This window comes from Acidobacteriota bacterium (assembly GCA_020853395.1).
Classification (GTDB): Bacteria; Acidobacteriota; Vicinamibacteria; order Vicinamibacterales; family SCN-69-37; genus JADYYY01.
This window is the reverse complement of sequence record JADYYY010000021.1, coordinates 49384-71808: the sequence shown is the minus strand read 5'-3', so window position 1 is coordinate 71808 and position 22425 is coordinate 49384. Positions and strand designations below refer to the sequence as shown.

Below are 22425 nucleotides of genomic sequence, written 5' to 3'. Positions count from 1 at the left end.
GCGGTTTCTCGTGCCGGGTGTCGGTGAACGCGCTGGGGCGCCTGGCTTGCGCGCCGAGGTGAGGCGATGAAGAAGCATCGGCGGATGCTCGTCGTGGTCGGAGTGCTTCTCGTCGGCATGCTCGCGGCGTGGGGCTATTCGGCGGCCAATGCCTCCACGAGCTTCGACCCCGCTCGCCTCGTGACCGTCGAGAAAGGCACCATGATCGTCTCGGTGGTGGCGACGGGCAAGATCGAGCCGATCACGAAGGTCGAAATCAAGTCGAAAGCCAACGGGATCATCGAGCGGCTGCACGTGGACGTCGACGAGCTCGTGCAGCCCGGACAGGTGCTCGCCGAGCTGGATCGCGAGAACCTGACGGCGCGATTGCGGGAGGCCAAGGCCAACCTCCAGGCGGCCGAAGCCGCGCGCGATGCGGCAGTGGCCCAGGTGCGGAAGAACGAGATCGAGGCGGAGTCGCCCGAGCTCGACCTCGCGCGGCGCAGTCTCGCGCGCGCCGAGCAACTGTTCGGCCAGAACCTGCTGCCGCAGTCCACGCTCGAGGAGACGAAGGCCGCGTTCGCGCAGGCGGAGGTGCGCCACCGGGCGGCCGCCGGTCAGCTCGTCATCGCGCAGGCGCGCGTGGTGGAGGCCACGGCCAATGTCGCGCAGGCGCGGGCCGCCGTCGAGCGCGCCGAAGAGGAGCTGGCGCAGGCCACGATCCGCGCTCCCGTTCGAGGCACGGTGTTGACGCGCGACGTCGAGGTTGGAAGCCCCGTCTCGTCGATCCTCAATCTCGGCGCCAATGCCACCCTCGTGATGACGATCGGCGACATCGGCCAGGTGTACGTCAAGGGGAAGGTCGACGAGGCCGACATCGGCCGCGTGCACGTCGGCCAGAGCGCCCGGATCACCACCGAGTCGTACCGTGACCGCATCTTCGCCGGCAAGGTGACGCAGATCTCTCCGATCGGCGTCGAGAAGGACAACGTGACGACGTTCGCCGTCGAGGTGTCGATCGAGAACCCCGGCAAGGTGCTGAAGGCGAACATGACGGCAAACGCCGAGATCGTGCTCGACGAACTGCCCGACTCGCTGCTCGTCCCGGAAGCCGCCGTGGTCTACGACGCCGATCGCCGTGCGTACGTCGACGTCGTGGACGGCACGCGCAAAGAGGGCAAACGCCGCGTGCCGGTCACGCTCGGCGTCGGCAACGGTTCGCGCATCCAGATTCGAAGCGGCGTCGCCTCCGGCGACCAGATCGTGCTGCCTGGCTAGCGCGGCGCTTCTTCCTCACGCGCGGACGATCCGGCCATGCGCGAGATCCTGACCCAGGTCGTCTTCAACCTGCGGGCGAACCGGCTCCGCAGCGTGCTGACGATGTTCGGGATCTCGTGGGGCGTGATCTCCGTCGTGATCCTCTCCGCCATGGGCGAAGGGTTCCAGCAAGGCAATCAGCACGTGCTCGAGGAGCTCGGCCGCAACATCGCGATCGTCTGGGGCGGCCGGACGTCGCTCCACGCGGGCGGCGAACGGGCCGGTCGCGTCGTCCGGCTGACGGTGGCCGACGCGCGCGCGCTCGCCGGCGAGTCCGCCCTGATCGCCGTCGTCAGCCCCGAGATCCAGCGAGGCGGTGTGACGGTCAAGAGCGCCTACAATGCCGCGGCGCTGATGGTGCACGGCATCGAGCCGCAGTACCAGCAGATCCGCACGATCGACGTCGAGCGCGGGCGTTCGTTCACGGCGGCCGACGACGAGCGCGCGTTGCGGGTGGCGATCGTCGGCGCCGACGCGGCCACGCAACTGTTCGGCGGCCGCAACGGTCTCGGCGACATGATCGAGCTGAACGGCCTGCCGTACACGGTCATCGGCACGATCCGCCGCAAGGACCAGGACAGCAACTACAGCGGCCCGGACAACGACAAGGTCTTCGTCCCGTTCGCCGCGATGGCGCGCGACTTCCCGCGGCCGGGCACCGATCCGGGCGTCGTCTCGCAGATCATCATCACGCCGCGGGCCTCCGTCGTCGACGAGCTTCCGCGCGTGCTCGACGCGCGCACGGGGCGCATCGAGGACGTCGACTGGCCGCTCGCGCGCGAGGTGCGCCGCGTGCTCGCGCCGAGGCATCGCTTCGACCCGGCCGACCGCGAGGCGCTCGCCATCTGGGACACGTCGCTCCAGACGTTGATGTTCAGCCGCTTGATCCGGAAGATGAAGGACTTCTTCAGCGCCGTCGGGCTCGTCACGCTGGCGCTCGGCGGGCTCGGTGTCATGAACATCATGCTCGTCGCCGTGCAGGAGCGCACCCGCGAGATCGGCGTGCGCAAGGCGCTCGGCGCGACGACCCGCCAGATTCAGCGGCAGTTCTTCCTCGAGGGGTTCCTTCTGACGATCTTCAGCGGCCTCCTCGGGCTGGCGGTCGCCGCCGGCCTCTCGGCGGCGGTGAACACGCTGCCGATGCCGCCTCGATTCCAGGGCCTGACCATCACCTGGCACGCCGGCGCGTTCGCCCTGCTCGCGCTCGTCATCGTCGGCGTCGCGACCTCGACGTATCCGGCACGGCGCGCCGCGCAGCTTCCGCCCGTCGAGGCCCTGAGGTACGAAGGCTGATGATCGCCGACGCGCTCGCCCGGCGCGGCGCGCAAACGCGCCGCCGGCACGCCGGCTCGGCCACGCTGCTCGAGACGGCGGCGCAGGCGTTCGCCGGCCTGCGCCGCAACTGGTCGCGGACGCTGCTCGCGACGCTCGGCATCTCCTGGGGCATCGTGTCGGTCGTCACGTTGCTGGCCTATGGCGAGGGGTTCAACCAGGCGCTCGCTCGTGGATTCCGCGGAGCCTTCGGCGACGGCGTCTCCGTCATGTGGCCGGGACAGACGAGCCTGCAGTCGGGCGGCGAACGCGCGGGACGCCCCGTGCGGTTGAGGCTGGCGGACGCCGAAGCGGTGGGCGACGTCCCGCTGGTCAAGGCCTGGAGCCCGGAGTTCATGCGCGATCTGGCGGTCGTCTGGGGGCTCAGGCAGGCGGTCGCGCTCGGGCGCGGCGTGGCGCCAGACTACGCCACGATGCGGTCCCAGACGCCCGCGGTCGGGCGCTTCATCGACGCCGAGGACGTCCGGCTGCAACGCCGCGTCGTGTTCCTCGGCAGCGAAATCGCGCGCAAGATCTTCGGGCAGACGCCGGCGATTGGACAGTCCGTGCGGCTCCAGGGCATGTCGTTCGATGTCATCGGCGTGCAGAAGGAGAAGGTGCAGCTCTCGAGCTATGGCCGGCCGGACAGCGAAAGCGTGTTCATCCCGTACACGACCGCCGGGCAGCTCTGGAACACCGAGTACTTGAGCGTGCTCATCTTCCAGGCGGTCGATCCGGCGCTCGACGCGAAGGCAACCGCGGCCGTCAAGACCGTGCTGGGACAACGGCTGCGGTTCAACCCGACCGACGATCGGGCCGTGCGCATCTTCGGATCGAGCGAGAGCGCGAAGTTCACGAGCAGCATCGTGCTCGGGCTCGAGCTCGTGCTGTCGTTCATCGGCGTGCTGACGCTCGCCATCGGCGGCGTCGGCGTGATGAACATCATGTTCGTGTCGGTCACGGAACGGACACAAGAGATCGGACTGCGCAAGGCGCTCGGCGCCAGACGAGGGACGATCCTGCGTCAGTTCCTGATCGAGGGGCTCATCACGACGTTCGCCGGGGGCGCTGCCGGTATCGCGCTGTCGGCCGGGCTCGTCTGGCTGATCAGCCCGCGGCCGTTCCTATCCGAGCTGCTCGACGACTCGACGGGCTCGGCCGACATCCATCTCGTGATGTCGCTCGAGCTCGTCGCCATCTCCACGGCGATCCTCGTCGTCGTGGGCCTCGTCAGCGCCCTGGTCCCGGCGGTGCGCGCTGCCAGGATGGACCCGATCGAGGCGCTCAGGCACGAATGAGCGCCTCGGCCTACGACGAGGCGCCGCCTATCCCTTGAACACCCGCAGCAGCCTCGAGATCGGGTCGTAGAAGCGATCGACCACCCGTTCCTTCAGCGGGATGATGGCGTTGTCGGTGATCGTGATGTGCTCGGGGCAGACTTTCGTGCAGCACTTGGTGATGTTGCAGTAGCCGATCCCGAACTGTTCCTTGAGCGCCGGCACCCGGTCGGCCGAGTCGAGCGGGTGCATTTCGAGTGCGGCCGCGTACACGAGGAAGCGCGGCCCGATGAACTCGTCGTGCTTGTGATGGTCGCGCAGCACGTGGCACACGTCCTGGCACAGGAAGCACTCGATGCACTTGCGGAATTCCTGGACGCGATCGATGTCGTCCTGCTGCATCCGCCACGTACCGTCGGGCGCATCGGGCGGCCGCGGCGTGAACTCCTTGATGCGCTTCTTGACCTCGAAGTTCCACGACACGTCCGTGACGAGATCCTTCACGTGCGGGAACGCGCGCAGCGGTTCGACCGTCACCGGCTGATCGGCCGGAAGCTGATCGAGCCGCGTCATGCACATCAGGCGCGGAGATCCGTTGATCTCGGCCGAACACGACCCGCACTTGCCGGCCTTGCAGTTCCAGCGGCACGCCAGGTCGGGCGCGTCCGACGCCTGAATCGCGTGCACGGCGTCGAGCACGACCATGCCCTCGCCGGCGTCCGTCGTGTACTCGCGGAACTCTCCCTGTCCGCGTGCACCGCGCCAGAGTCGGAACGTCCGCATGGCCATGGCTACTTGTTCTCCTCGATGACCTGCTGCAACTCGGCCGGCATCTGGGGGATCGGGCCTCGCGAGAGCGTCATCCGGCCGTCCGCGTCCTTGCGGATGACGTGATTGAACGACGCGAACTCGGCGGACTTCTCCGGGTAGTCCTCCCGGAAGTGTGCGCCCCGGCTCTCGCGGCGCTCGAGCGCGCACCGCGTGATCGCCTCCGAGACGGTCAGCAGGTTGTGCAGGTCGATCGCCGTGTGCCAGCCGTTGTTGTACTCCCGGTTGCCGCCGACGCCAGCCCGCTCCGCCCGGGCCCGCAGCGCGCTCAGCCGCTCGAGCGCTTCGCGCATCTCGGACTCCTGCCGGACGATGCCGACGAGGTCCTGCATCATGTCCTGCAGATCGTGCTGGACGGCGTACGGATTCTCGCCGCTCGTGCCGCGGTCGAACGGCGCGAGCGCGTGGTGGACGGCCGACTCGATCTGCCGATCGTCCAGATGTGCGGCGCCGTTGGCTCTGGCGAACAGCGCGGCATGCTCGCCGGCGCGCTTTCCGAACACGATCAGGTCCGACAGCGAGTTGCCGCCGAGCCGGTTGGCGCCGTGCAGGCCCGCGGCCGCTTCACCCGCCGCGAACAGACCCGGCACGGTGGACATCTGCGTGTCGCCGTCCACCTGCACGCCGCCCATCGTGTAGTGGGTCGTCGGCCCGACCTCCATCGGCGTTTCGGTGATGTCCAGGTTCGCGAGCTGCATGAACTGGTGGTACATGCTCGGCAGCTTGCGCCGGATGTGATCCGCGCCGTTCGGCAGCTTCGTCTTGATCCAGGCGATGTCGAGGAACACGCCGCCGTGAGGGCTGCCGCGCCCGGCCTTGACCTCCCGGTTGATGCAGCGCGCGACGTGATCGCGAGTCAGCAGCTCTGGCGGCCGGTTGGCCGTCTTGTCGCCCTGCGTGTAGCGCCAGCCTTCGTCGGCATCCTTCGCGGTCTGATTCCGGTAGTTCTCGGGGATGTCGTCGAACATGAACCGGCGCCCCTCCTTGTTGAGGAGGACGCCGCCCTCGCCGCGCACGCCTTCGGTGACGAGGATGCCGCGCACGCTCGGCGGCCAGACCATGCCGGTGGGGTGGAACTGGATGAACTCGAGATCCTGCAGCGCGGCGCCGGCCTCGTAGGCCAGCGCGTAGCCGTCGCCCGTGTACTCCCAACTGTTGCTGGTGATCTTGTACGCGCGGCCGAGCCCGCCGGTCGCGAGCACGACGGCCTTCGCCTGGAACACGTTGAACCGGCCGCGTTCGCGATCGTAGGCGACGGCGCCGGCGATCCGCCCGCCGTCGGTGAGCAGGCTCACGACCGTGTGTTCCATGTGAACGTCGAGGCCGCGGTGGACGCCGTGATCCTGCAGCGTGCGAATCAGCTCGAGGCCCGTGCGGTCGCCGACGTGGGCGAGGCGCGGATATCGGTGCCCGCCGAAGTTGCGCTGGAGGATCCGGCCGTCCTTCGTCCGATCGAAGACGGCGCCCCAGGCTTCCAGCTCGCGGACGCGATCGGGCGCCTCCTTGGCGTGCAGCTCCGCCATCCGCCAGTTGTTCAGGTACTGGCCGCCGCGCATCGTGTCGGCGAAGTGGACGCGCCAGTTGTCGCGATCGTCGACGTTGGCGAGCGCCGCGGCCATGCCGCCTTCGGCCATGACGGTGTGCGCCTTGCCGAGCAGCGACTTGGTGATGACTCCGACGGTCGCGCCCTGCGCCGACGCTTCGATCGCCGCGCGCAGTCCGGCGCCGCCCGCCCCGATGACGAGCACGTCATGCTGCAGGACCGGATATTGACTCATGAGAAGGGATCCACACGCCGGAGTCCACACGACCGGCCGTTCGCCCGGGGCCGCGCCCGATGGCCGGCCGATTCCGCGGCCGGCGACCCGCGCCGGCTTCCGGACCGTGCGAACCGGCCGCCCGCTACAACAACCGAAAATCGGTCCAGATGCCCATCGCGCACATCCGGACGTACAGGTCCGTGAAGCCGACCCAGAAGAGGCTGATCCACGCCCACTTCATGTGCCAGCGGTTCAGACAACTGACGCACGCGTAGCTGGTCTTGCGGATCGGGCGCCCCGACATCACGTCCAGCACGCCGCCGACGAGGTGTCGGAGCGAATGGCAGCCGAGCGTGTAGCAGGCCAGGAACACGACGTTCAGCGTGAGCACGATCGTGCCGACGCCGATCCCGAACGTCGTCGGCGCGCCGGCCTCGAGCACTGTGCCGTTCACCGGAAACCAGAGCGCTTTCCACGCGTCGATGCCGAGGATCACGATGATCCCGAGCGCGACGTACAGGAAGTAGCGGTGGACGTTCTGGATTACGAGCGGGAACCAGCGCTCGCCGAGGTACGTCTTGCGCGGTTCTCCGACCGCGCAGCCCGGCGGGTCGGCCCAGAACGCCTTGTAGTACGCGCCGCGGTAGTAATAGCAGGTCAGCCGGAATCCGGCCGGTCCCCACAGAATCAACGCCGCACCAGAGAAGTGCAGGAACGGCGGCCACCAGACCGGCTGCGCGGGCCCGCCGAACCAGGCGTGCGGCGAGGGCCCGAAGAGCAGAGGTGAGTACATGGGCGAGAGATAAGGGCCGTACTCGTAGTACGCGTTCGAGTACCCCGCCCACGTGGCGTAGACGATGAACGCCGAGAACCCGAGGAACGTCGCCGCCGATGGCAGCCACCAGGCATCGCGTCTCGTCGTCTCGCCGAATCGTCGTTGCGCTGGAAGGGAAGTGGCGGGCACGGCAGTCAACACGATAGCTGCACCAGGCCGATCCGGGCAATGGGGGGCGCGATTCGCTGATGGTCCGAATGCGCGGTCGAGATGGCCGTCAGAACTCGAGCAGCAGCCCGCCGGAGGGCACGAGCGGGAGCAGCCGCTCGGCGTAGCCGATGGCGGCGAGATTCGACCGGATCGATCCGCGGCCTGGGCCCAGATTCCGGCGGTTCCACAGGTTCACGAACTCGATGAACATCGTCAGGCGGCTGCGGCGGAACGTGAACGTGCGCCGTCCGCCGATGTCGAACCGCGAGTACACGGGCAGCCGCACGAGGTTGCGCTCGGCCCCGAGCACGAGGTCGTTCGCACTGCCGTCGAAGTAGCCGACGATCGGGAAGTTGGAGCCCATCCGGAGCTTCGCGAAGAGCTTCACCCGATACGACACGCGCTGCTGCACGAAGAGATTGAACGTGTGCCGTTGGTCGAAGTCGGCATCGAATCCCTCGCCGGTCGTCGTGTCCGTGGCCCGCGCGTGCGACCACGTGTAGCCGACCCAGCCGCTCGCGCCGGTCTCGGATCGGCGTTCGAGCACGAGCTCCACGCCGCTCGCGCGCGTGTCGAGCCGCGACGCCAGCAGCGTGAAGGGCGAGCCCACGATCCTGTCGCCGGATGCGAGCCGGTCCTCCTCGATCGCTCGCAGGCCGTTCCACTCGCGGCGTCGGAACGCCGCGACGCGCCAATGGGTCTTCGCGCTGATCGGCTGCGCCACGCCGAGATCGGCGTTCCAGGCGCGTTCGGCCTGCAGAGGCTCTGGCGCGCGGCCCATTTCGCTCAGCGCCGGGAACTGGCGGGCGCCGCTCACGCCGCCAAAGACGTGGACGATGCCGATCTCGTGGTGGCCAACGAGCCAGGGCGACGTCCCCGTGCTGCCGGTGGCCGTGTCGTGCGCGACACGCGCGCCCATCGCGAGACGCCCGCGAGACGTGGTTCGAATCACCTGTCCCCACCCGTCACCGATCGTGCGGGCACGATCGAACGGGAGGTCGGCGCGAAGCTCGAGGACGCCCGCGGCGTTCGCGAACGCGCGCAGCGTCTGATCCGTCGAGGAACGCTCGACCTTCAGGCCGCCGTCGATCTGCCAGCCCGGGGCGGCGAAGAACGAGGCATCGGCCCGCCAGAGGAGCGACCGCGTCTGCCCGACGCCAAGCGCCTGGCCGGATCGCCCTGTGATGTCGATGTGGTTGCCGACGAACGACAGTCGCTGGCTGACGAGCACGCGGTCGTGCGTGAGGCGCCAGGCTGCGGATCCGAGCATCGCATTGGACCAGGCGTGGTTGATCTGGTTCGCGCCCGTGGCCGTCGAGTTCTCGTAGTGCGCGCGGCCGCCGATGAAGAGCGCCTCGACGTGCTGGCGCGGCGTCAGGTCGTAGCCGACCTTCGCCTGTCCGTCGTAGAAGCCCACCGTGGCGTCGATGTCCGGCTCGAGGACGCGGACCAGCCAGTCGACGTAGCTTCTCCGGACCGAGACCAGCCACGAGCCGCGGCGGCCGGCGCCGAGCGGTCCTTCGGCGACGACCGACGCGTTGGTGCCGCTGACGGCGAAGCGCAACGCGCGCCGATCGCGAGAGCCCTCGCGCAGGTCGAAGGCGATGGTCGGCCCCAGCCAGTCGCCGTGCGTCAGTGCGTGCGCGCCCACGTCGAGCGAGGCGCTCGCGAGCACGTCCGTGTTGATCATCGCGATCGAGCCCGGATCCTCGAGCCCGCCCATCGCGTGGAACATGAGGTTCGTCGGCGTGCCGTCGACGACGATGCCGCCGTGGCGAAATGCCGAGCCGCGCACCGAGAACTCGGCGCGGAAATCGTCGCCCGTGGAGGCGCCGGGCAGGGCCTGCATCGCGCGGACCGGATCGTCGGCGGCCATCTCGCGCAGATCCTGCAGGGCCGATGAAGTCAGCGCCACCGACGCGGTCGGCGGCGTGTGATCGGCCGGTCCCGCCGTCACGTGTACTGATTCCTCGTACGTGCCGGTGCCCTCGGCGAGCGGCACTTGGAGGTCGACGATCGACCCCGACGACACGGTGATGGGGCGTCGCACGAAGATGTAGCCCACCGTCGAGACCGTCAACGTGTAGGTTCCGGGCGTCAGGTCCTCGAACGCGAACCGCCCGTCCGGCGACGTGCGCGCGGACCGGTCCGTTTCGCTGAGCGCGACGAGCACGTCCGCGATCGGCGAGAGCGTGCGGCCGTTCACGACCTGACCTTTGATGATCGCCGGCTCAACGGCAACCGGCGCCGGCACCGCCTGCCTGGCGATGAGCCATGCGAGGAGCCAGGCGGCGGCGTGCGGCATCAGCCCGCCTCGACGATCGCCGGACGATCCTCGGTCCGGCCGGGCGGCGGCGGGCTGGCCAGATCGCCACCGCCGATGAGCTCGTCGGTGATGTAGTCGATCGCCCGATCGTCGGTGCGCGCGAGCAAGGCCTCGAGCGGCGATCGCGGTTCGACGAGCGATTCGCGCTGCTGCATCGACGGCCAGGATCCGTCCGCTCGCCGCGGCGCGTAGCGCACCCAGAACCCGACATGCCATCGGACGAAGTCGCGAATCCGTTCGCGCCCGTAGTCGTCCACCGCCGGCTCGACCTCCGGAACGTCCTCGTGCACGCCGGCGGATGCGCCGGCGTCGCGCTTGCGCCCCCAGTGCTCGACGGCGAGATCCACGTACCGCCGGTACAGCGCGACACGTTCGTCAGCCGTGATGTCCCAGTAGCCGCCGACGGTCTCTCTGAACAGCCACGGTTTGATCAGCACGCCGCGTCCGCTCATGACGGCGGCGCACCCCGACGTGGCGAGCCGGTGCGCGATCTCGTGCGCGAAGAGCAGGTCGCCGTTGCCGATGACCGGCACCTCCACGCGTGACGCGATCTCGGCGATCGCGTCCCAGTCGGCCGGCTGCCGGTAGCGCGCTTCCCGCGTGCGTCCGTGCACGGTGATGGCGGCGACGCCGCCGTCGACCGCGGCCTGCGCCAGCTCGAGGTAGTTGCGCTGCTGCGCGTTCCAGCCCAGCCTGATCTTGACCGTCACTGGCACGGTGAGGACCCGCCGCATGCTTTCGACGATGCGCCGCACGCGCGCCGGCTGCCGTCCGAGCGCCGCGCCCAGACCTCGGCGCGTGAAGTGATCGATCGGGCATCCGAGGTTGACGTCCACGAAGTCGGCGCCGCGGCTCTCGACGAGCGCGGCCGCCCAGGCCATCTCCTCGGGGTTCGTGCCGGCGAGCTGGACGCCGAAGCACGGCTCCTCGGCGGCTCGCCGGATCAACGCGAACTCGCCGCGGCGACGCTGCTTCAGCCGGCGGGCGACGACCATCTCGCTCACGACGACCCTGGCGCCGAGCGCCGCGCAGAGGCGCCGATACGGCAGATTCGACCCTTTGGTCATCGGCGCCATGACGACGGCGCCCTCGAGCGCGTCGAGGAAGACCATGCGTCAGATACTACCTGTGTTGCATGACCGAGCACCGGCGAGCGCCGCTCCCTGTCGACGACGTCGTGCCGGACGTCGTGCGCCTGCTCCACGCGCATCGCGCGCTCGTCCTCATCGCCGCGCCGGGTGCGGGGAAGACGACTCGGGTCCCGCCGGCGCTCGTCGGCGCGGGGCGCGTCCTGCTGTTGCAGCCGCGGCGGGTCGCGGCGCGGGCGATCGCCAGGCGGATCGCAGCAGAGCAGGGGTGGACGGTCGGCCGCGAGGTGGGCTGGCACGTCCGATTCGACCGCCGCTACGACGACGCCACCGCGTTGATCGTGGCGACCGAAGGGGTGCTGACGGCGAGGCTCCAAGCCGATCCGCTCCTGAGCGACGTCACGACGGTCGTGCTCGACGAGTTCCACGAGCGCAGCATCCACGCGGACCTCGGGCTGGCGCTCGCGCGAGAGGCCTGGCGTGCGCGCGCCGACCTCCGGATCGTGGTCATGTCGGCCACGCTCGACGCCGAGCCCGTGTCGCGCTTTCTCGGAAGCTGTCCTGTGCTGGACGTGCCCGGCCGCGCGTTCGACGTCGAGGTCGAGTACCGGCCTGGCGCCGATCTCGAGACCGTCGTCGTCGACGAGGTGCCGCGCGCCCGGGGCGCCGTGCTCTGCTTCCTGCCCGGCGCGCCCGAGATTCGGCGCGCGATGGATCGACTGGGTGCGCGGTTGCAGGCGCCGATCCTGCCGCTGCACGGTTCACTGAGCGCGGATGAGCAGGATCGCGCGCTCGAGCCGTCGGCACGCCCGCGCGTGATCCTCGCGACGAACATCGCCGAGACGACGCTGACGGTGCCGGACGTCCGCACCGTGATCGACGGCGGCCGTCACAAGGTGGCGCGGTACGATCCCGATCGCGGAATCGACAGCCTCGAGCTCGAGCGCGTCTCGCAGGATGCCGCCGATCAGCGCGCCGGCCGGGCGGGACGGATCGGTCCAGGCCGCGCGCTGCGTCTGTGGGATCCGCGCGATCGGCTCGCGCCGCACCGCGAACCCGAGATCGCCCGGATCGACCTCGCCTCCGTCGTGCTCGACATCCTCGCCTGGGGCGGGCATCCGCGATCGTTTCCGTGGTTCGAGGCTCCGCCGCCGCAGGCGGTGGATGCTGCGTGCGCGCTGCTGGCCCGCCTCGGGGCGGTGGATGCGGCCAATCGGCTCACGAGCGTCGGCGAAGCGATGCGAGGTCTTCCCCTGCACCCACGGCTCTCGCGCGTGCTGCTCGCCGCCAGCGGCGCGCGCGTGGCGGCGCTGGCGTGCGCCGCGCTCGCCGAACGCCACTTTCTGCCGGAGCGCGGGTGCGCGACCACCTCCGATCTGCTCAGTGCCGCCGACCAGGCCGTCCGATGGCCCGGACACGTGCGACGCGTGGCCGATCAGATCGAAGCGGCAGCGCGGCGCGCGCTTGGCGCCGCCGTGCGCCCGACGATTCCGGACGACGACTTCCGGCGCGCGATCCATGCGGGATATCCAGATCGGGTCGCGCGCCGCCGCGCACCGGGCAGCGACCGCTTCCTGCTCGCGAGCGGAACCGGCGCGACGCTCGGCCGCGAGAGCGGCGTCTTCGAGGCAGAGTTCGTCTCGGCCGTCGACGTCACGCGAGCAACGTCTCGGACCGAGGCCGTGATCCGCATCGCCAGCGCCATCGATCGGGACTGGGTACCGGTCACGCACACCGAGACCGAGCACGTGCTGGATCCGCAGCGCGGTGACGCGCGCGCGGTGCGGACGGACTGGCATGGCGCCATCGCGCTCGGGCGCTCGCCGGTCGAGATCGATCCCGACCAGGCCGCCGCGCTCGTTGCGCGAACGTTCCTCGATCGAGGCCCGCGCCCCGTCGACGAGCAACTGCTCGCCCGGCTCGCCGTCGCGGCCCTCGACGGCGGCGAGCCGATCGATCTGCCGGCGCTCGTGCTGTCGGCGGCGCGGATCCATCCGAACCTGCACGGGCTCGATCTCGCTGCCGCGCTGCCGTTCGACGTGAGGCAGCGGCTCGAGCGCCACGCGCCGGCGGAGCTGCCGGTGCCCAGCGGCCGGCGGGTCCGGCTCGACTACCGGCACGGAGGGCGTGTCGTCGCCGCGGTCAAGCTGCAGGAACTGTTCGGCCTCACCGAGACGCCACGGATCGGTCCGCGCCGCGTGCCGGTGACGTTCGAGCTGCTGGCACCGAACGGCCGGCCGGTGCAGGTGACGTCGGACCTGAAGAGCTTCTGGGCCCACGGGTACCCGGAGGTGCGCAGGGAACTGCGCGGACGTTACCCGAAGCACCCGTGGCCCGACGATCCATGGACGGCCACGCCGACGCACCGGATCGTGCGGCGCTCGGACACGTGACGGCCGCAGCGCCTCGCGCGCCGCGTGCTCGCGCGGGCTTTCGCGCGGGCGATGGTAGCCTGAACGGATGAAATTCGGCGTCGTAACGTTCCTGGTGTTCGCTCCTGTGCTGGCAGATGCTCAGGTCGTGCCGCCAGACTCGTTCGGGGCCGGCGGCGCGACGCGGATCATTCCGGTCGTAACGGCTGCGCCCACGGACGAGCCACCGCTGATCGACGGGCATCTCGACGAGGAAGGCTGGCGTGCCGCGCCGATCGTCGCGTCCTTCACGCAGCGCGATCCCGAAGAGGGCGCGGCCGGGAGCGAGCGCACCGAGGTGCGGGTGCTCTACGACGACCACGCGATCTACGTCGGCGCGCGCTTGTTCGATCGCAGCCCGGTGACGACGCGCCTCGGACGCCGCGACATGACGCTGCCATCGTCGGACTGGTTTCGCGTCAGCTTCGACAGCTACCTCGATCGCCGGACCGCGTACCGCTTCGATGTGAACCCTTCCGGCGTGCGCCGCGACGGCATTCTCGGCGGCGAAGGCAGCAGCGGCGGCGGGTTCACGGGACCGGAAGGCGATCTCGCGTGGGATGCGGTGTGGGACGCCCGGACCTCGGTCGACGCGGACGGCTGGACGGCCGAGCTGCGCATTCCCTTCAGCCAGTTGCGGTTCGTGCAGGGCGCGCAGACGTGGGGCGTCCAGTTCGAGCGCGTCCTCGATCGCCGCCAGGAGTTGGCGCTGTTCTCCTTCGCGCGGAAGTCGGAGCCGGGTGGCGTGGCTGCGTTCGGCCATCTCACCGGGCTGCCGGGGCTCCGGCCGGGACAGCGCCTCGAGGTCATGCCTTACATGGTCAGCGAGGCCGACTTCGTGGATGCCGGCGACAATCCCTTCCGCAGCAATCGCGAAGTGCACGCCAACGCCGGTGTGGATGCCCGCTACGCCATCACGTCGAACTTGACGCTCACCACGACGGTGAACCCGGACTTCGGGCAGGTCGAAGTGGACCCGGCCGTCATCAACCTGACGGCCTTCGAGACGCGGTACGACGAGCGGCGCCCGTTCTTCGTCGAGGGCGCGGCGAGCTTCCGGTTCGCCGGCGCGCTCGGCGGGCCGTCGGCGCTCGCGCAAGGCATGTTCTACTCGCGGCGCATCGGCCGTGCGCCGCAGCTCGGCTTGTCGGGGCAGGCCGACGTGCCCGACACGGCGCGGATCCTCGGGGCCGCGAAGGTGACGGGCAAGACGTCGAACGGCTGGTCCGTCGGCCTGCTCAACGCCGTGACCGGCAGCGAGGATGGCCGGTTCCTCGATGCCGACGGCCGGGTGTCGACGGCGCTCACCGAGCCGCTGACCAACTACTTCGTCGGGCGGCTCAACCGCGAGATGCGGGCCGGGCAGACGACGTTCGGACCGATCTTCACGGCGGTGACCCGCGACGTCTCCGACCCGCGAGCCGCGAGCGCGCTGCACTCGGCGGCGTACGCGGGCGGCGTGGACGTCTACCACGAGTGGGCCAACCGGAGCTGGAACGTGGGAGCCTTCGCGGTCGGCAGCCACGTCACGGGCACGCCCGACGCGATCGCGCGCACGCAGCGATCGTCCACGCGCTATTTCCAGCGTCCGGACGCGGCGTCGTTCGGGCTCGATCCGTTCCGAACGTCGCTGAACGGCTTCGCCGCGTCGGTGCAGTTCCGGAAGGTGTCGGGCACGCACTGGACCGGCGACGGCTGGGTCGCGACGACCTCGCCCGGCTTCGAGATGAACGACGCCGGGTTCCAGCAGCGCGCCGACCGGCACGCGGCCGGCGGCGGAATCCGCTATCAGCAACTGCAGCCGGGATCGTTCTTTCGATCGTGGAACGTCTTCACGGGCAACGATTTCTCCGTCAACTGGGACGGTGACCTCGTCGATGCGCGCAACTTCGTGCGCGGGCAGTTCCAGCACCTCAGCTACTGGACGGTGTCGGCGATGATCCGCTATGAACCGAAGCGCATGGACGACCGGTTCACCCGCGGCGGGCCGCTCGCGGTGTCGCCGAGGGCGCTCTACGGCGAAGTCAGCGTCACGTCCGATCCGCGGAAGACGGTCGGCGGCAACCTGCTGCTGAGCCGATGGCGCAACCGCGTGGGCGGCCGCATCGACCGGGCCGATCTGTCGGTGTCGCTCCGGACGTCGCCGCAATGGAACCTGACGTTCGGCCCGTCGCTGACCCGGGCGCGGCAGGACGCGCAATACGTCACGAGCATTCCCGACGCGGCGGCGCGCGAGACGTTCGGAACACGATACGTGTTCGCGCCGCTCGATCAACGGGAGCTCGGCCTCGTGACGCGGCTGAACTACACGTTCACGCGCGACCTCACCCTCGAGCTGTACATGCAGCCGCTCGTATCCCACGCGGTGTACGGCGCGCCGAAGGAGTTCCTTCGGCCGTCGGCGTACGACTTCGCCACCTACGGCCAGGATCTCGGGACGGTCGAGCGCGACGGCCGCGCGTACGCCGTCACCGTTCCCCGATCCGGCGGCGTCAGCACGTTCGCCGTGCCCGATCGCAGCTTCACGACGCGATCGCTGCGCGGCAACGCCGTCGTCCGCTGGGAGTACCGGCCCGGCAGCACGCTGTTCTTCGTCTGGCAACAGGAGCGCGCGAACCGGGAGCTGATGGACGACTTCGGCTTCGACCGCGCGCTGGGCAGCCTGTTCGAGGCCCGGTCGAACAACGTCTTCGTCGTGAAGTGGTCGTACTGGTTCAACCCCTGATCCGGCGCCGGCGATTGCCCGGTCCAGCATTCGCCGGTATCATCACTGACTCACACAGGCTGACGACACTCGATCCGATCGCGGCACGGGCGGCCTCCGGCCATCACGGGGAGCGCCGGCAACGGCGTGCCGTCGACGAGGAGGACGCGAGGCGATCGCCTCGCGCGGGGATCGATGCGTCGGCGCGAGGAGATCACCATGGAACGGAAGACCGCACACGACTTCGATCAAGAGCTGCTGATCCTTTTCGACGCCTACGTGCACGGTCTCATCGACCGGCGCGGCTTCCTCGACAAGGCCGCCAAGTACACCGTTGGCGGCGTCACGGCGGCGATGCTCCTCGATCAGCTCAGCCCGAAGTTCCTCGAGGCGCAGGTCATCAAGCCGGAGGATTCGCGCATCAAGGCGGAGCACGTCGAGTACGCGTCTCCCAACGGCTACGGCAAGATGCGCGGGTACCTGGCGCAGCCGGCCAAGGCGGCCGGCCGGCTACCGGCCGTGCTGGTCATCCACGAGAACCGCGGGCTCAATCCGCACATCGAGGACATCGCGCGCCGCCTGGCGGTCGACAACTTCGTCGCCTTCGCGCCGGACGCGCTGTTCCCGCTCGGCGGCTATCCCGGCGACGAGGACAAGGCGCGCGACCTGTTTCCAAAGCTCGATCAGGCCAAGACGCGTGAGGACTTCGTCGCGGCGTTCGGCTGGCTGAAAGCGCGGCCCGAGACGAATGGCAAGGTCGGCGCCGTCGGGTTCTGCTACGGCGGCGGCATGGTGAATCTCCTGGCCACCCGCGTGCCCGACCTCGTGGCCGGCGTGCCGTTCTACGGCAGCGCGCCGAACCTCGAGGACGTGCCGAAGATCAAGGCGGCGATGCTGATTCAGTCCGCGGAGGTGGACGAGCGCATCAACGCGAGCTGGCCGGCCTACGAAGCAGCGCTGAAGGCCGCCAACGTCCGCCACGAGCGCTACCTGTACAAGGGCACCCAGCACGGCTTCAACAACGACACGACGCCGCGATTCGACGCCGCCGCCGCGAAGCTCGCCTGGGAACGGACGCTCGCGCTGTTCAACACGACGCTGCGATGAACGACCGGGGCGGACGGTCTCGCCGGCCGGCCCGCCCCGCTTCGTGACCGATCTCGCGGATTGCGATGCGCCGCGCGTCCTGTCGACTCGCCGCGCGAGTCCGGTAGACTAGCTGCGCTTTGCCGCGTTCTCTGCTCCCCCCGTCGTACCGCAGGAAGGTCGGACACGCAGAATGGGTCGAGCTGGCCAACGATCGCCAGCTCCGATCGCGCAACAAGATCAGCTATCGCGTGGCGCACTGGCCGATCTGGATCTGGGTGTTCTTCATCGCGCCTGGACCGATCACGTTCAACCTCTTCGCGCACGGGCCCGACCCCACGATCCTGACGTGGCTCGCCGTCGTCCTCGCCGGCACCGGGATTGCCGGGTACGTCGGCCAGTTGCCCGGCGTCGAGCCGTCGCCGTACATCCTGCGGTTCAACGAAGACCGGCCGAATCCTCTCTACCGCCGCATCTGCTACACGCTCGCCTGGAGCGAGGTCGTGAGCTACGCCGTGCTCAACATCGCGGGGCTCGTGGACGCGATCGTGAACGGCACGTGGCGGATGCGAGCGATCTACGACGCCGGGTACCTGCCGCTGGCGGGCACGCTTTGGGTGCTCGGCGCGCTCGGATGGCTGCCGCGCGTGCGGCGATCGACGAAGGGCGAGGGGCAGGAGCGGCGGTACTTCTACGGCTCGGTGTGGGCCGCCTGCATCGCGCAGCCGGTGCTCTGGCTGCTGTGGAAGGTGCTTCCGCTGACGCGCACGTCCGACGTCTTCAAGCTCGTCGTCTTTCTCTCCGTCCTGGCGTTCGTCGGCAATCTCGCTCGACGCGGCGTGCTGCCGCGCACGCGTCCCATCCTGCCGGGCGAGCTCATCGTCGCGGACTGACGGGGGCTTGCGGCTTACGGGCTCATGGCTGTCGAAAGGTCCGGAGTAGTGAAGCCTTCCGGAAGATCTCCACACGGCTGGCAGGGCTGGGACGAGTACGCCGCCTTCTACGATTGGGAGAACGCGCGCACGTTCGGGCGCCGTGACGTTGCGTTCTGGAAGACGATCGCGCGTCAGGCCGTTCCGCCGGTGCTCGAGCTTGGCTGCGGCACGGGCCGAGTCCTCGTGCCGATCGCGCGCGCCGGTGTTCCCGTCGTCGGCATCGATCGGTCGGCTCCGATGCTCGAACGCGCCCGCGTCCGCGCGCGGCGGCTGGAGCGCGGCCGGCGACCGGCGATCGTCCGCGGCGATATCCGGACGCTGCCGTACGCCGCGAACACGTTCGGCGCCGTGATCGCCGCGTATGGACTGCTGCAATCGTTGCTCCACGATCGCGACCTCGACGCGCTTGTGGCCGAGGTCGCGCGCGTCCTGAAGCGCGGCGGCACGTTCGGTATCGATCTCGTGCCGGACCTGCCAGCGTGGAAGGAGTACCGGCAGCAGGTGCGGCTGCGTGGTCGGAGCGAGCGAGGCACGCACGTCACGCTCGTCGAGACGGTGCGACAGGATCGGCGGCGCGGCCTCACGATCTTCGACGAGGAGTTCATCGAACGGCGCGGCCGCCGCAAGCTCGTGCGCGTGTTCTCTCTCACGTTCCGCACGGTCTCGGTGCAACAGATCGCCGCGCGACTGTCGGCCGCCGGCTTCCGCGTCGAGGCCGTGCTGGGCGACTATCGCGGCCGAGCGTGGACACCCGACGCCGAGGCCTGGGTAATCCTCGCGAAGAAGCTCATCCGCAAGCCGTAGCCGGGAGCCCTACGCCAGTCGGCGAGCGCGGGGCCTGTCGCCGGACAGCCCTGCGGGTGCTCCGCACCACGCGTGATCATGGGCGTCGCCTGCGCCGGCCCCGTCCGGCGCCACCCGCGCCGCACCGTGAGCCATGAGCGCAAGCCCTACCTTGCCCTGAACACCACGTCACGCCGGGCGGAGGTGGTATCGAACCTCGCCGTCAGGCTCAGCAGGTGAAGACCCGAGGGGAGCTCGGCGAGCGGCAGGTCGAGCCGGTAGTCGGCCCAGCCGGTGGCGGCGAACGCGTCGGCGCGAATCATCGAGCTCGGCAACGCCAGCACCTCGCGGCCGTCGCTGCCGACGATGGTGCCGGTGACGTGCACGTCGTGTTCGGGCGCCCCGCCGGGCGCGAACAGCCGCATCACGGCGGTGATGCGATCGCTCCTCGCGAACTCACGGCTCGTCGTGGGCGCCACCGGCAGGAGGCTCGGGAACGGATCGGCGCGGCCCTCGCTCGCGTCCTTCCCGAGCACGATCGGCCCGGCGGCCGGCGTCCTGGCCGGCGCGGGAACCGTCACCTCCGCGTGAACGCTTCCGCTCGCGTCCGCGAGGCGGCTCGTCGCGTTGAAGCGCACGTCGTATCGCCCGGGCGGAAGGCTGAACCGCGACCAGACGTCGTACTCCGCGGCCTCGCCGGGGCCCGGTTCGATCCGGCGCGTCGCGGTTTCGAGGACGGGCGGGCTCGCGCGACCGTTGGCGTCGTACACCGTGCGGACGAGCGTGAGCGTCTCGTCGAGCGGCCTCACGACCGGCGGCAGCCGGACGGTGATGACCGCGGCGATCTCGGTCGTCGAGCCGTCGCGCGCGGCGGCGACCGGTACGGCCAGCGCGCGAAGCGGCAGCGGTTCGTACGGGCTCAGCCCGGTGAGCTGCACCTCGCTCGGCTTCGGCGGCAGATACCAGCAATCGAAGACGCACGTGACGCGGCGCGGGCCGGCGCCGGTCGCGGTGAGGTCTGTCGCGTTCGGCGCCCAGCGGCCTCGCCGGGCCCGCACCTCGACGTCGCGGCGGTTGACCGTGACGGCGATCTGCCTGAAGCGCCCGTCGAAGTTCGGAGCCGTCTCGTAGCCGACGAGGTAGTACGAGCCGTACTCCTCGAACACGGCCGCGATCGCGCCCTGCAGATCGTCGGTCGCGACGATCGGCCGGCCGCCCGTCTGCTCGCCCAGCGTCTCGAGGAAGTCGTGCCGGAGGTGCGCGGCCTGGCTCGCTTGCGCGGCCGTCAGGCCCGGCACGATGCGCGCGTTGCGAAGCCGCGGTTGCTGGATGAAGCGCATGTACCCGGCCGCGCCGGCCGGATCGATCGGATGGATGTTGACGTTGAAGCGCTGTGCCGTTTCGAACGTGCGGCGCAGCTCGTCGTAGAGCAGGCCCTGACAGCGCGTGTTCCCGGGGGTGAACCTGAACGGCAGGCCGACGCTGACGAAGAAGAGCGCCTTGCGCCGCTGCGGCACGGTGGCGAGCGCGGCGGTCACGGCGCGCAGCGTGGGAATCACCGGCTGCGCTTGAAAGCAGGGATCCCGCCCGAGCGCCGGGCTGTCGCGCTGGATGTCGCCCCCGACCGATCCGGACACTCGCTCCCGAATCACCATGAACTCCGGCTGCTCCGCGTCGAACCGATCGATCGCGTCGAGCAGCTTCGCCCGATCCCGCGTGAAGTCCTGCGTGCGGCCGGGCTTGAAGGGATGGACCACCGCGGCCAGATCCGACGGCCCGAGGTGGTCCACGATGAACCGGGCGACCTCGCGCGTGCCGACCGCCATGTCGGTGCTGTCGTCGGGCGTATGGAAATCGTCGAGCACGATCGCCACGGCCTGGCCGTCGCCGAGATCGTCGGCGAGCCGATTCGACGCGACGTCGCGCGGCGCGTACCGCATCCAGGCGCTCGGCGGGCTGTCGACGTCGGCCGCGCGGATCTCGTCGAGCGCGACGATGCGCTGCGGTCGGCCGTTTTCCTTGATCGTGAAGTCGGCGGGCGTCAGACCGCGGACGGGCCTGTGCTGCTCGTCCAGGACCGTGACGTCGATGCGGACGAGATCGACGCCGGCGCGGAAGGTCTGCGGCGGCGCCGGCGGATCCTGTGCGGCGGGCTGCGCAGCCAGCACGAGCGCGGCCGCGACGAGCGCGAGCACGCGGCGGCTCGGAGCTGGCTCAGCGAGCCGGCTCCCCGGTTCGTCGCTGCGGGGCATCGGGCGAGCATAGCAGCTCACCTGCGCGGCCGCACCGCGCCACGCGCGTCAGGGCACGAGCGCCAGCGCCGAGACGTGCGCGGGCCGTACGGCGTGGAAATGTCTCCTGTCGGTGGTGGCGAGCGTTCTGAGCTTCAGGCGTTCGCAGATGGCCACGATCGACGCATCCACCATCCCGAGGAATCCGTACGTCGCCATCAGCGTCTCGATTCGCGTCCAGTCTCGCCGCGTGAGCCCTTCGACCGCCACCTCGCCGTCCGCTACCGAGCGCACGAACGCCTGCTCGGCTTCTGGCCCGATGCGCTCGCGCAGGAGGTACGCGACTTCCGGCAGCACGGTGATCGGCGCAAGCATGGGCTGGCGGGATGCTTCGACGTATTCGATCACGCGCTGGTGCCAGGCGTCGCGCCGGTCGGCCAGCGCGTAGAGGATGCCCGTATCGACGAGCAGCGGCATCAGCGCGGCCCGCGGACGCGCCGTCGCCGCGGCGCCTTGCGATCGCCGGCGGGAGCGTTACGGCGGCGGGGACGCGTGTCGTCGCCGTGCGGCGCCAGTCCCCGGAAGACCAGCTCATCTTGACGCTCGGCCGTGTCCGAATGGCGGCTGTCGAACGCGCGGGCGAACGACGGCAGGACGCGCGCGCCGGGCGTTTCGGCAATGTACGCGGCAATGGCTTCGCGGACGACGAACGCGACCGGCTTACCGACGCGGCCGGCGTAAATCTGCAGCCCGCGTTCGAGCTCCTCCGGGATGAAGATCGTCGTCCGCTTCATATGTATATGCCATCATACGCCCACAGCGGCGAGGGGACGCCTACCCGGGTCGCGATGAAGTCCGGTGTGTCCTCGCCGCGCGCGGCGAACCCGGCTCGCTGCAGCCGTTCGATCGCGTCCGCCGTGCCGATGGTGCCGAGCTGCACCGTCACGTCGATGTCCTCGGTGAGACGAGGCCGTCCCCAGTGCACCACGGCCTGCGCGCCGAAGACGTACCATCCGACGCCGAGGTCGGCGAGCGCGCGCGACAGCGCGGCCAAGAGTTCAGCGGACGGAGGAAGTGACGGCACGCAAGGCGCGCCCGACGCGACCATGCGTCTCGAGATCCGCGAGCCGGTCGGCCAGCGACGAGGTTCGCGGGCGGGCGGCATCCCGCGCCTGACCGCGCAGGTCGTCAGCCGCGCGGCAGGCGTCGGACGCCACCCGGCTGCGCTTCTGCCGAAGCCAGTGCTGATCCTTGGCTCGAGCGACCCTCGCCCAGTCGCGCCTCACGAATCGGATCAGATCCTCGCGGGACACACGGTCATTGTACGCGGCGCTGCGGGTGGCGGACGACGATGCGATGCCGCCGGGACGGCCGCCGCTGAGGTCTCGCACGGCAGGCTGAAAC

Annotated in this window: 17 protein-coding genes; 8 read left to right on the top strand and 9 right to left on the bottom strand. The window is 70.0% G+C overall.

The annotated features are described in order from the left end of the window. The first annotated feature begins 66 nt into the window (after positions 1–66). From IT184_18930 to IT184_18920, 3 genes are read left to right on the top strand one after another with little or no spacing between them, the layout of a single operon-like run. Positions 67–1257, top strand: coding sequence for an efflux RND transporter periplasmic adaptor subunit (locus tag IT184_18930; GenBank protein ID MCC7010894.1), 1191 nt, complete (start codon positions 67–69; stop codon positions 1255–1257). Between the two features lie 36 nt (positions 1258–1293). Beyond that, positions 1294–2589, top strand: a complete 1296-nt coding sequence (locus IT184_18925) for an ABC transporter permease (protein ID MCC7010893.1) — start codon at positions 1294–1296, stop codon at positions 2587–2589. Next, positions 2589–3905: an ABC transporter permease gene (locus tag IT184_18920; protein ID MCC7010892.1), complete on the top strand. Its 1317-nt coding sequence runs from the start codon at positions 2589–2591 to the stop codon at positions 3903–3905. The genes IT184_18925 and IT184_18920 overlap by 1 nt, the downstream gene beginning before the upstream one ends. 27 nt (positions 3906–3932) lie before the next feature. Here the strand turns inward: IT184_18920 and IT184_18915 are convergent, their stop codons facing one another. The 5 genes from IT184_18915 to IT184_18895 all read right to left on the bottom strand — a co-directional run bounded on the left by IT184_18915 (position 3933) and on the right by IT184_18895 (position 10895). After that, the gene (locus IT184_18915) at positions 3933–4673 is read right to left on the bottom strand and encodes a succinate dehydrogenase/fumarate reductase iron-sulfur subunit (protein ID MCC7010891.1); all 741 of its coding nucleotides are present in this window, start codon (positions 4671–4673) and stop codon (positions 3933–3935) included. Positions 4674–4675: 2 nt separating this feature from the next. Next, a complete protein-coding gene (locus tag IT184_18910; GenBank protein ID MCC7010890.1) occupies positions 4676–6490 on the bottom strand; it encodes a fumarate reductase/succinate dehydrogenase flavoprotein subunit in 1815 nt (604 codons plus the stop codon). A 124-nt stretch (positions 6491–6614) separates the two neighbouring features. Further along, a complete protein-coding gene (locus IT184_18905; GenBank protein ID MCC7010889.1) occupies positions 6615–7436 on the bottom strand; it encodes a succinate dehydrogenase in 822 nt (273 codons plus the stop codon). 88 nt (positions 7437–7524) lie between these two features. Further along, the gene (locus IT184_18900; protein ID MCC7010888.1) at positions 7525–9762 is read right to left on the bottom strand and encodes a TonB-dependent receptor; all 2238 of its coding nucleotides are present in this window, start codon (positions 9760–9762) and stop codon (positions 7525–7527) included. Continuing rightward, positions 9762–10895 (bottom strand): tRNA-dihydrouridine synthase family protein, encoded by a 1134-nt coding sequence (locus tag IT184_18895; GenBank protein ID MCC7010887.1) that lies wholly within the window; start codon positions 10893–10895, stop codon positions 9762–9764. The genes IT184_18900 and IT184_18895 overlap by 1 nt, the downstream gene beginning before the upstream one ends. Before the next feature lie 23 nt (positions 10896–10918). Between IT184_18895 and IT184_18890 the strand changes: the two genes are divergently transcribed. The 5 genes from IT184_18890 to IT184_18870 all read left to right on the top strand — a co-directional run bounded on the left by IT184_18890 (position 10919) and on the right by IT184_18870 (position 18811). Continuing rightward, positions 10919–13264 (top strand): ATP-dependent helicase HrpB, encoded by a 2346-nt coding sequence (locus IT184_18890; GenBank protein ID MCC7010886.1) that lies wholly within the window; start codon positions 10919–10921, stop codon positions 13262–13264. Positions 13265–13391: 127 nt separating this feature from the next. Then, complete coding sequence (locus tag IT184_18885) at positions 13392–16007, top strand: carbohydrate binding family 9 domain-containing protein (protein MCC7010885.1); 2616 nt, start codon at positions 13392–13394, stop codon at positions 16005–16007. Between the two features lie 198 nt (positions 16008–16205). Further along, on the top strand, positions 16206–17093 hold the full coding sequence (locus IT184_18880; protein MCC7010884.1) for a dienelactone hydrolase family protein: 888 nt from the start codon (positions 16206–16208) through the stop codon (positions 17091–17093). A 182-nt stretch (positions 17094–17275) separates the two neighbouring features. Continuing rightward, positions 17276–17965 (top strand): hypothetical protein, encoded by a 690-nt coding sequence (locus IT184_18875; GenBank protein MCC7010883.1) that lies wholly within the window; start codon positions 17276–17278, stop codon positions 17963–17965. 48 nt (positions 17966–18013) lie between these two features. Beyond that, complete coding sequence (locus IT184_18870) at positions 18014–18811, top strand: class I SAM-dependent methyltransferase (GenBank protein MCC7010882.1); 798 nt, start codon at positions 18014–18016, stop codon at positions 18809–18811. A 146-nt stretch (positions 18812–18957) separates the two neighbouring features. Here the strand turns inward: IT184_18870 and IT184_18865 are convergent, their stop codons facing one another. The 4 genes from IT184_18865 to IT184_18850 are packed head-to-tail and all read right to left on the bottom strand — an operon-like array spanning position 18958 to position 22075. Next, positions 18958–21042 (bottom strand): VWA domain-containing protein, encoded by a 2085-nt coding sequence (locus IT184_18865; protein ID MCC7010881.1) that lies wholly within the window; start codon positions 21040–21042, stop codon positions 18958–18960. Between the two features lie 48 nt (positions 21043–21090). Further along, complete coding sequence (locus IT184_18860; protein ID MCC7010880.1) at positions 21091–21498, bottom strand: PIN domain-containing protein; 408 nt, start codon at positions 21496–21498, stop codon at positions 21091–21093. Further along, positions 21498–21815, bottom strand: coding sequence for a hypothetical protein (locus tag IT184_18855; GenBank protein ID MCC7010879.1), 318 nt, complete (start codon positions 21813–21815; stop codon positions 21498–21500). The genes IT184_18860 and IT184_18855 overlap by 1 nt, the downstream gene beginning before the upstream one ends. Next, positions 21812–22075 carry a hypothetical protein gene (locus IT184_18850; GenBank protein ID MCC7010878.1) on the bottom strand — a complete coding sequence of 88 codons (264 nt, stop codon included), beginning with the start codon at positions 22073–22075 and terminating at the stop codon, positions 21812–21814. Before IT184_18850 ends, IT184_18855 begins: the two co-directional genes overlap by 4 nt. Positions 22076–22425 lie beyond the last annotated feature (350 nt).

Excerpts from the sequence above, each read along its gene's own strand:
- IT184_18930 (MCC7010894.1), top strand. The coding sequence starts at position 67 with ATGAAGAAGCATCGGCGGATGCTCGTCGTGGTCGGAGTGCTTCTCGTC.
- IT184_18925 (MCC7010893.1), top strand. The coding sequence starts at position 1,294 with ATGCGCGAGATCCTGACCCAGGTCGTCTTCAACCTGCGGGCGAACCGG.
- IT184_18920 (MCC7010892.1), top strand. The coding sequence starts at position 2,589 with ATGATCGCCGACGCGCTCGCCCGGCGCGGCGCGCAAACGCGCCGCCGG.
- IT184_18915 (MCC7010891.1), bottom strand. The coding sequence starts at position 4,673 with ATGGCCATGCGGACGTTCCGACTCTGGCGCGGTGCACGCGGACAGGGA.
- IT184_18910 (MCC7010890.1), bottom strand. The coding sequence starts at position 6,490 with ATGAGTCAATATCCGGTCCTGCAGCATGACGTGCTCGTCATCGGGGCG.
- IT184_18900 (MCC7010888.1), bottom strand. The coding sequence starts at position 9,762 with ATGCCGCACGCCGCCGCCTGGCTCCTCGCATGGCTCATCGCCAGGCAG.
- IT184_18895 (MCC7010887.1), bottom strand. The coding sequence starts at position 10,895 with ATGGTCTTCCTCGACGCGCTCGAGGGCGCCGTCGTCATGGCGCCGATG.
- IT184_18890 (MCC7010886.1), top strand. The coding sequence starts at position 10,919 with ATGACCGAGCACCGGCGAGCGCCGCTCCCTGTCGACGACGTCGTGCCG.
- IT184_18880 (MCC7010884.1), top strand. The coding sequence starts at position 16,206 with ATGGAACGGAAGACCGCACACGACTTCGATCAAGAGCTGCTGATCCTT.
- IT184_18865 (MCC7010881.1), bottom strand. The coding sequence starts at position 21,042 with ATGCCCCGCAGCGACGAACCGGGGAGCCGGCTCGCTGAGCCAGCTCCG.
- IT184_18860 (MCC7010880.1), bottom strand. The coding sequence starts at position 21,498 with ATGCCGCTGCTCGTCGATACGGGCATCCTCTACGCGCTGGCCGACCGG.
- IT184_18855 (MCC7010879.1), bottom strand. The coding sequence starts at position 21,815 with ATGAAGCGGACGACGATCTTCATCCCGGAGGAGCTCGAACGCGGGCTG.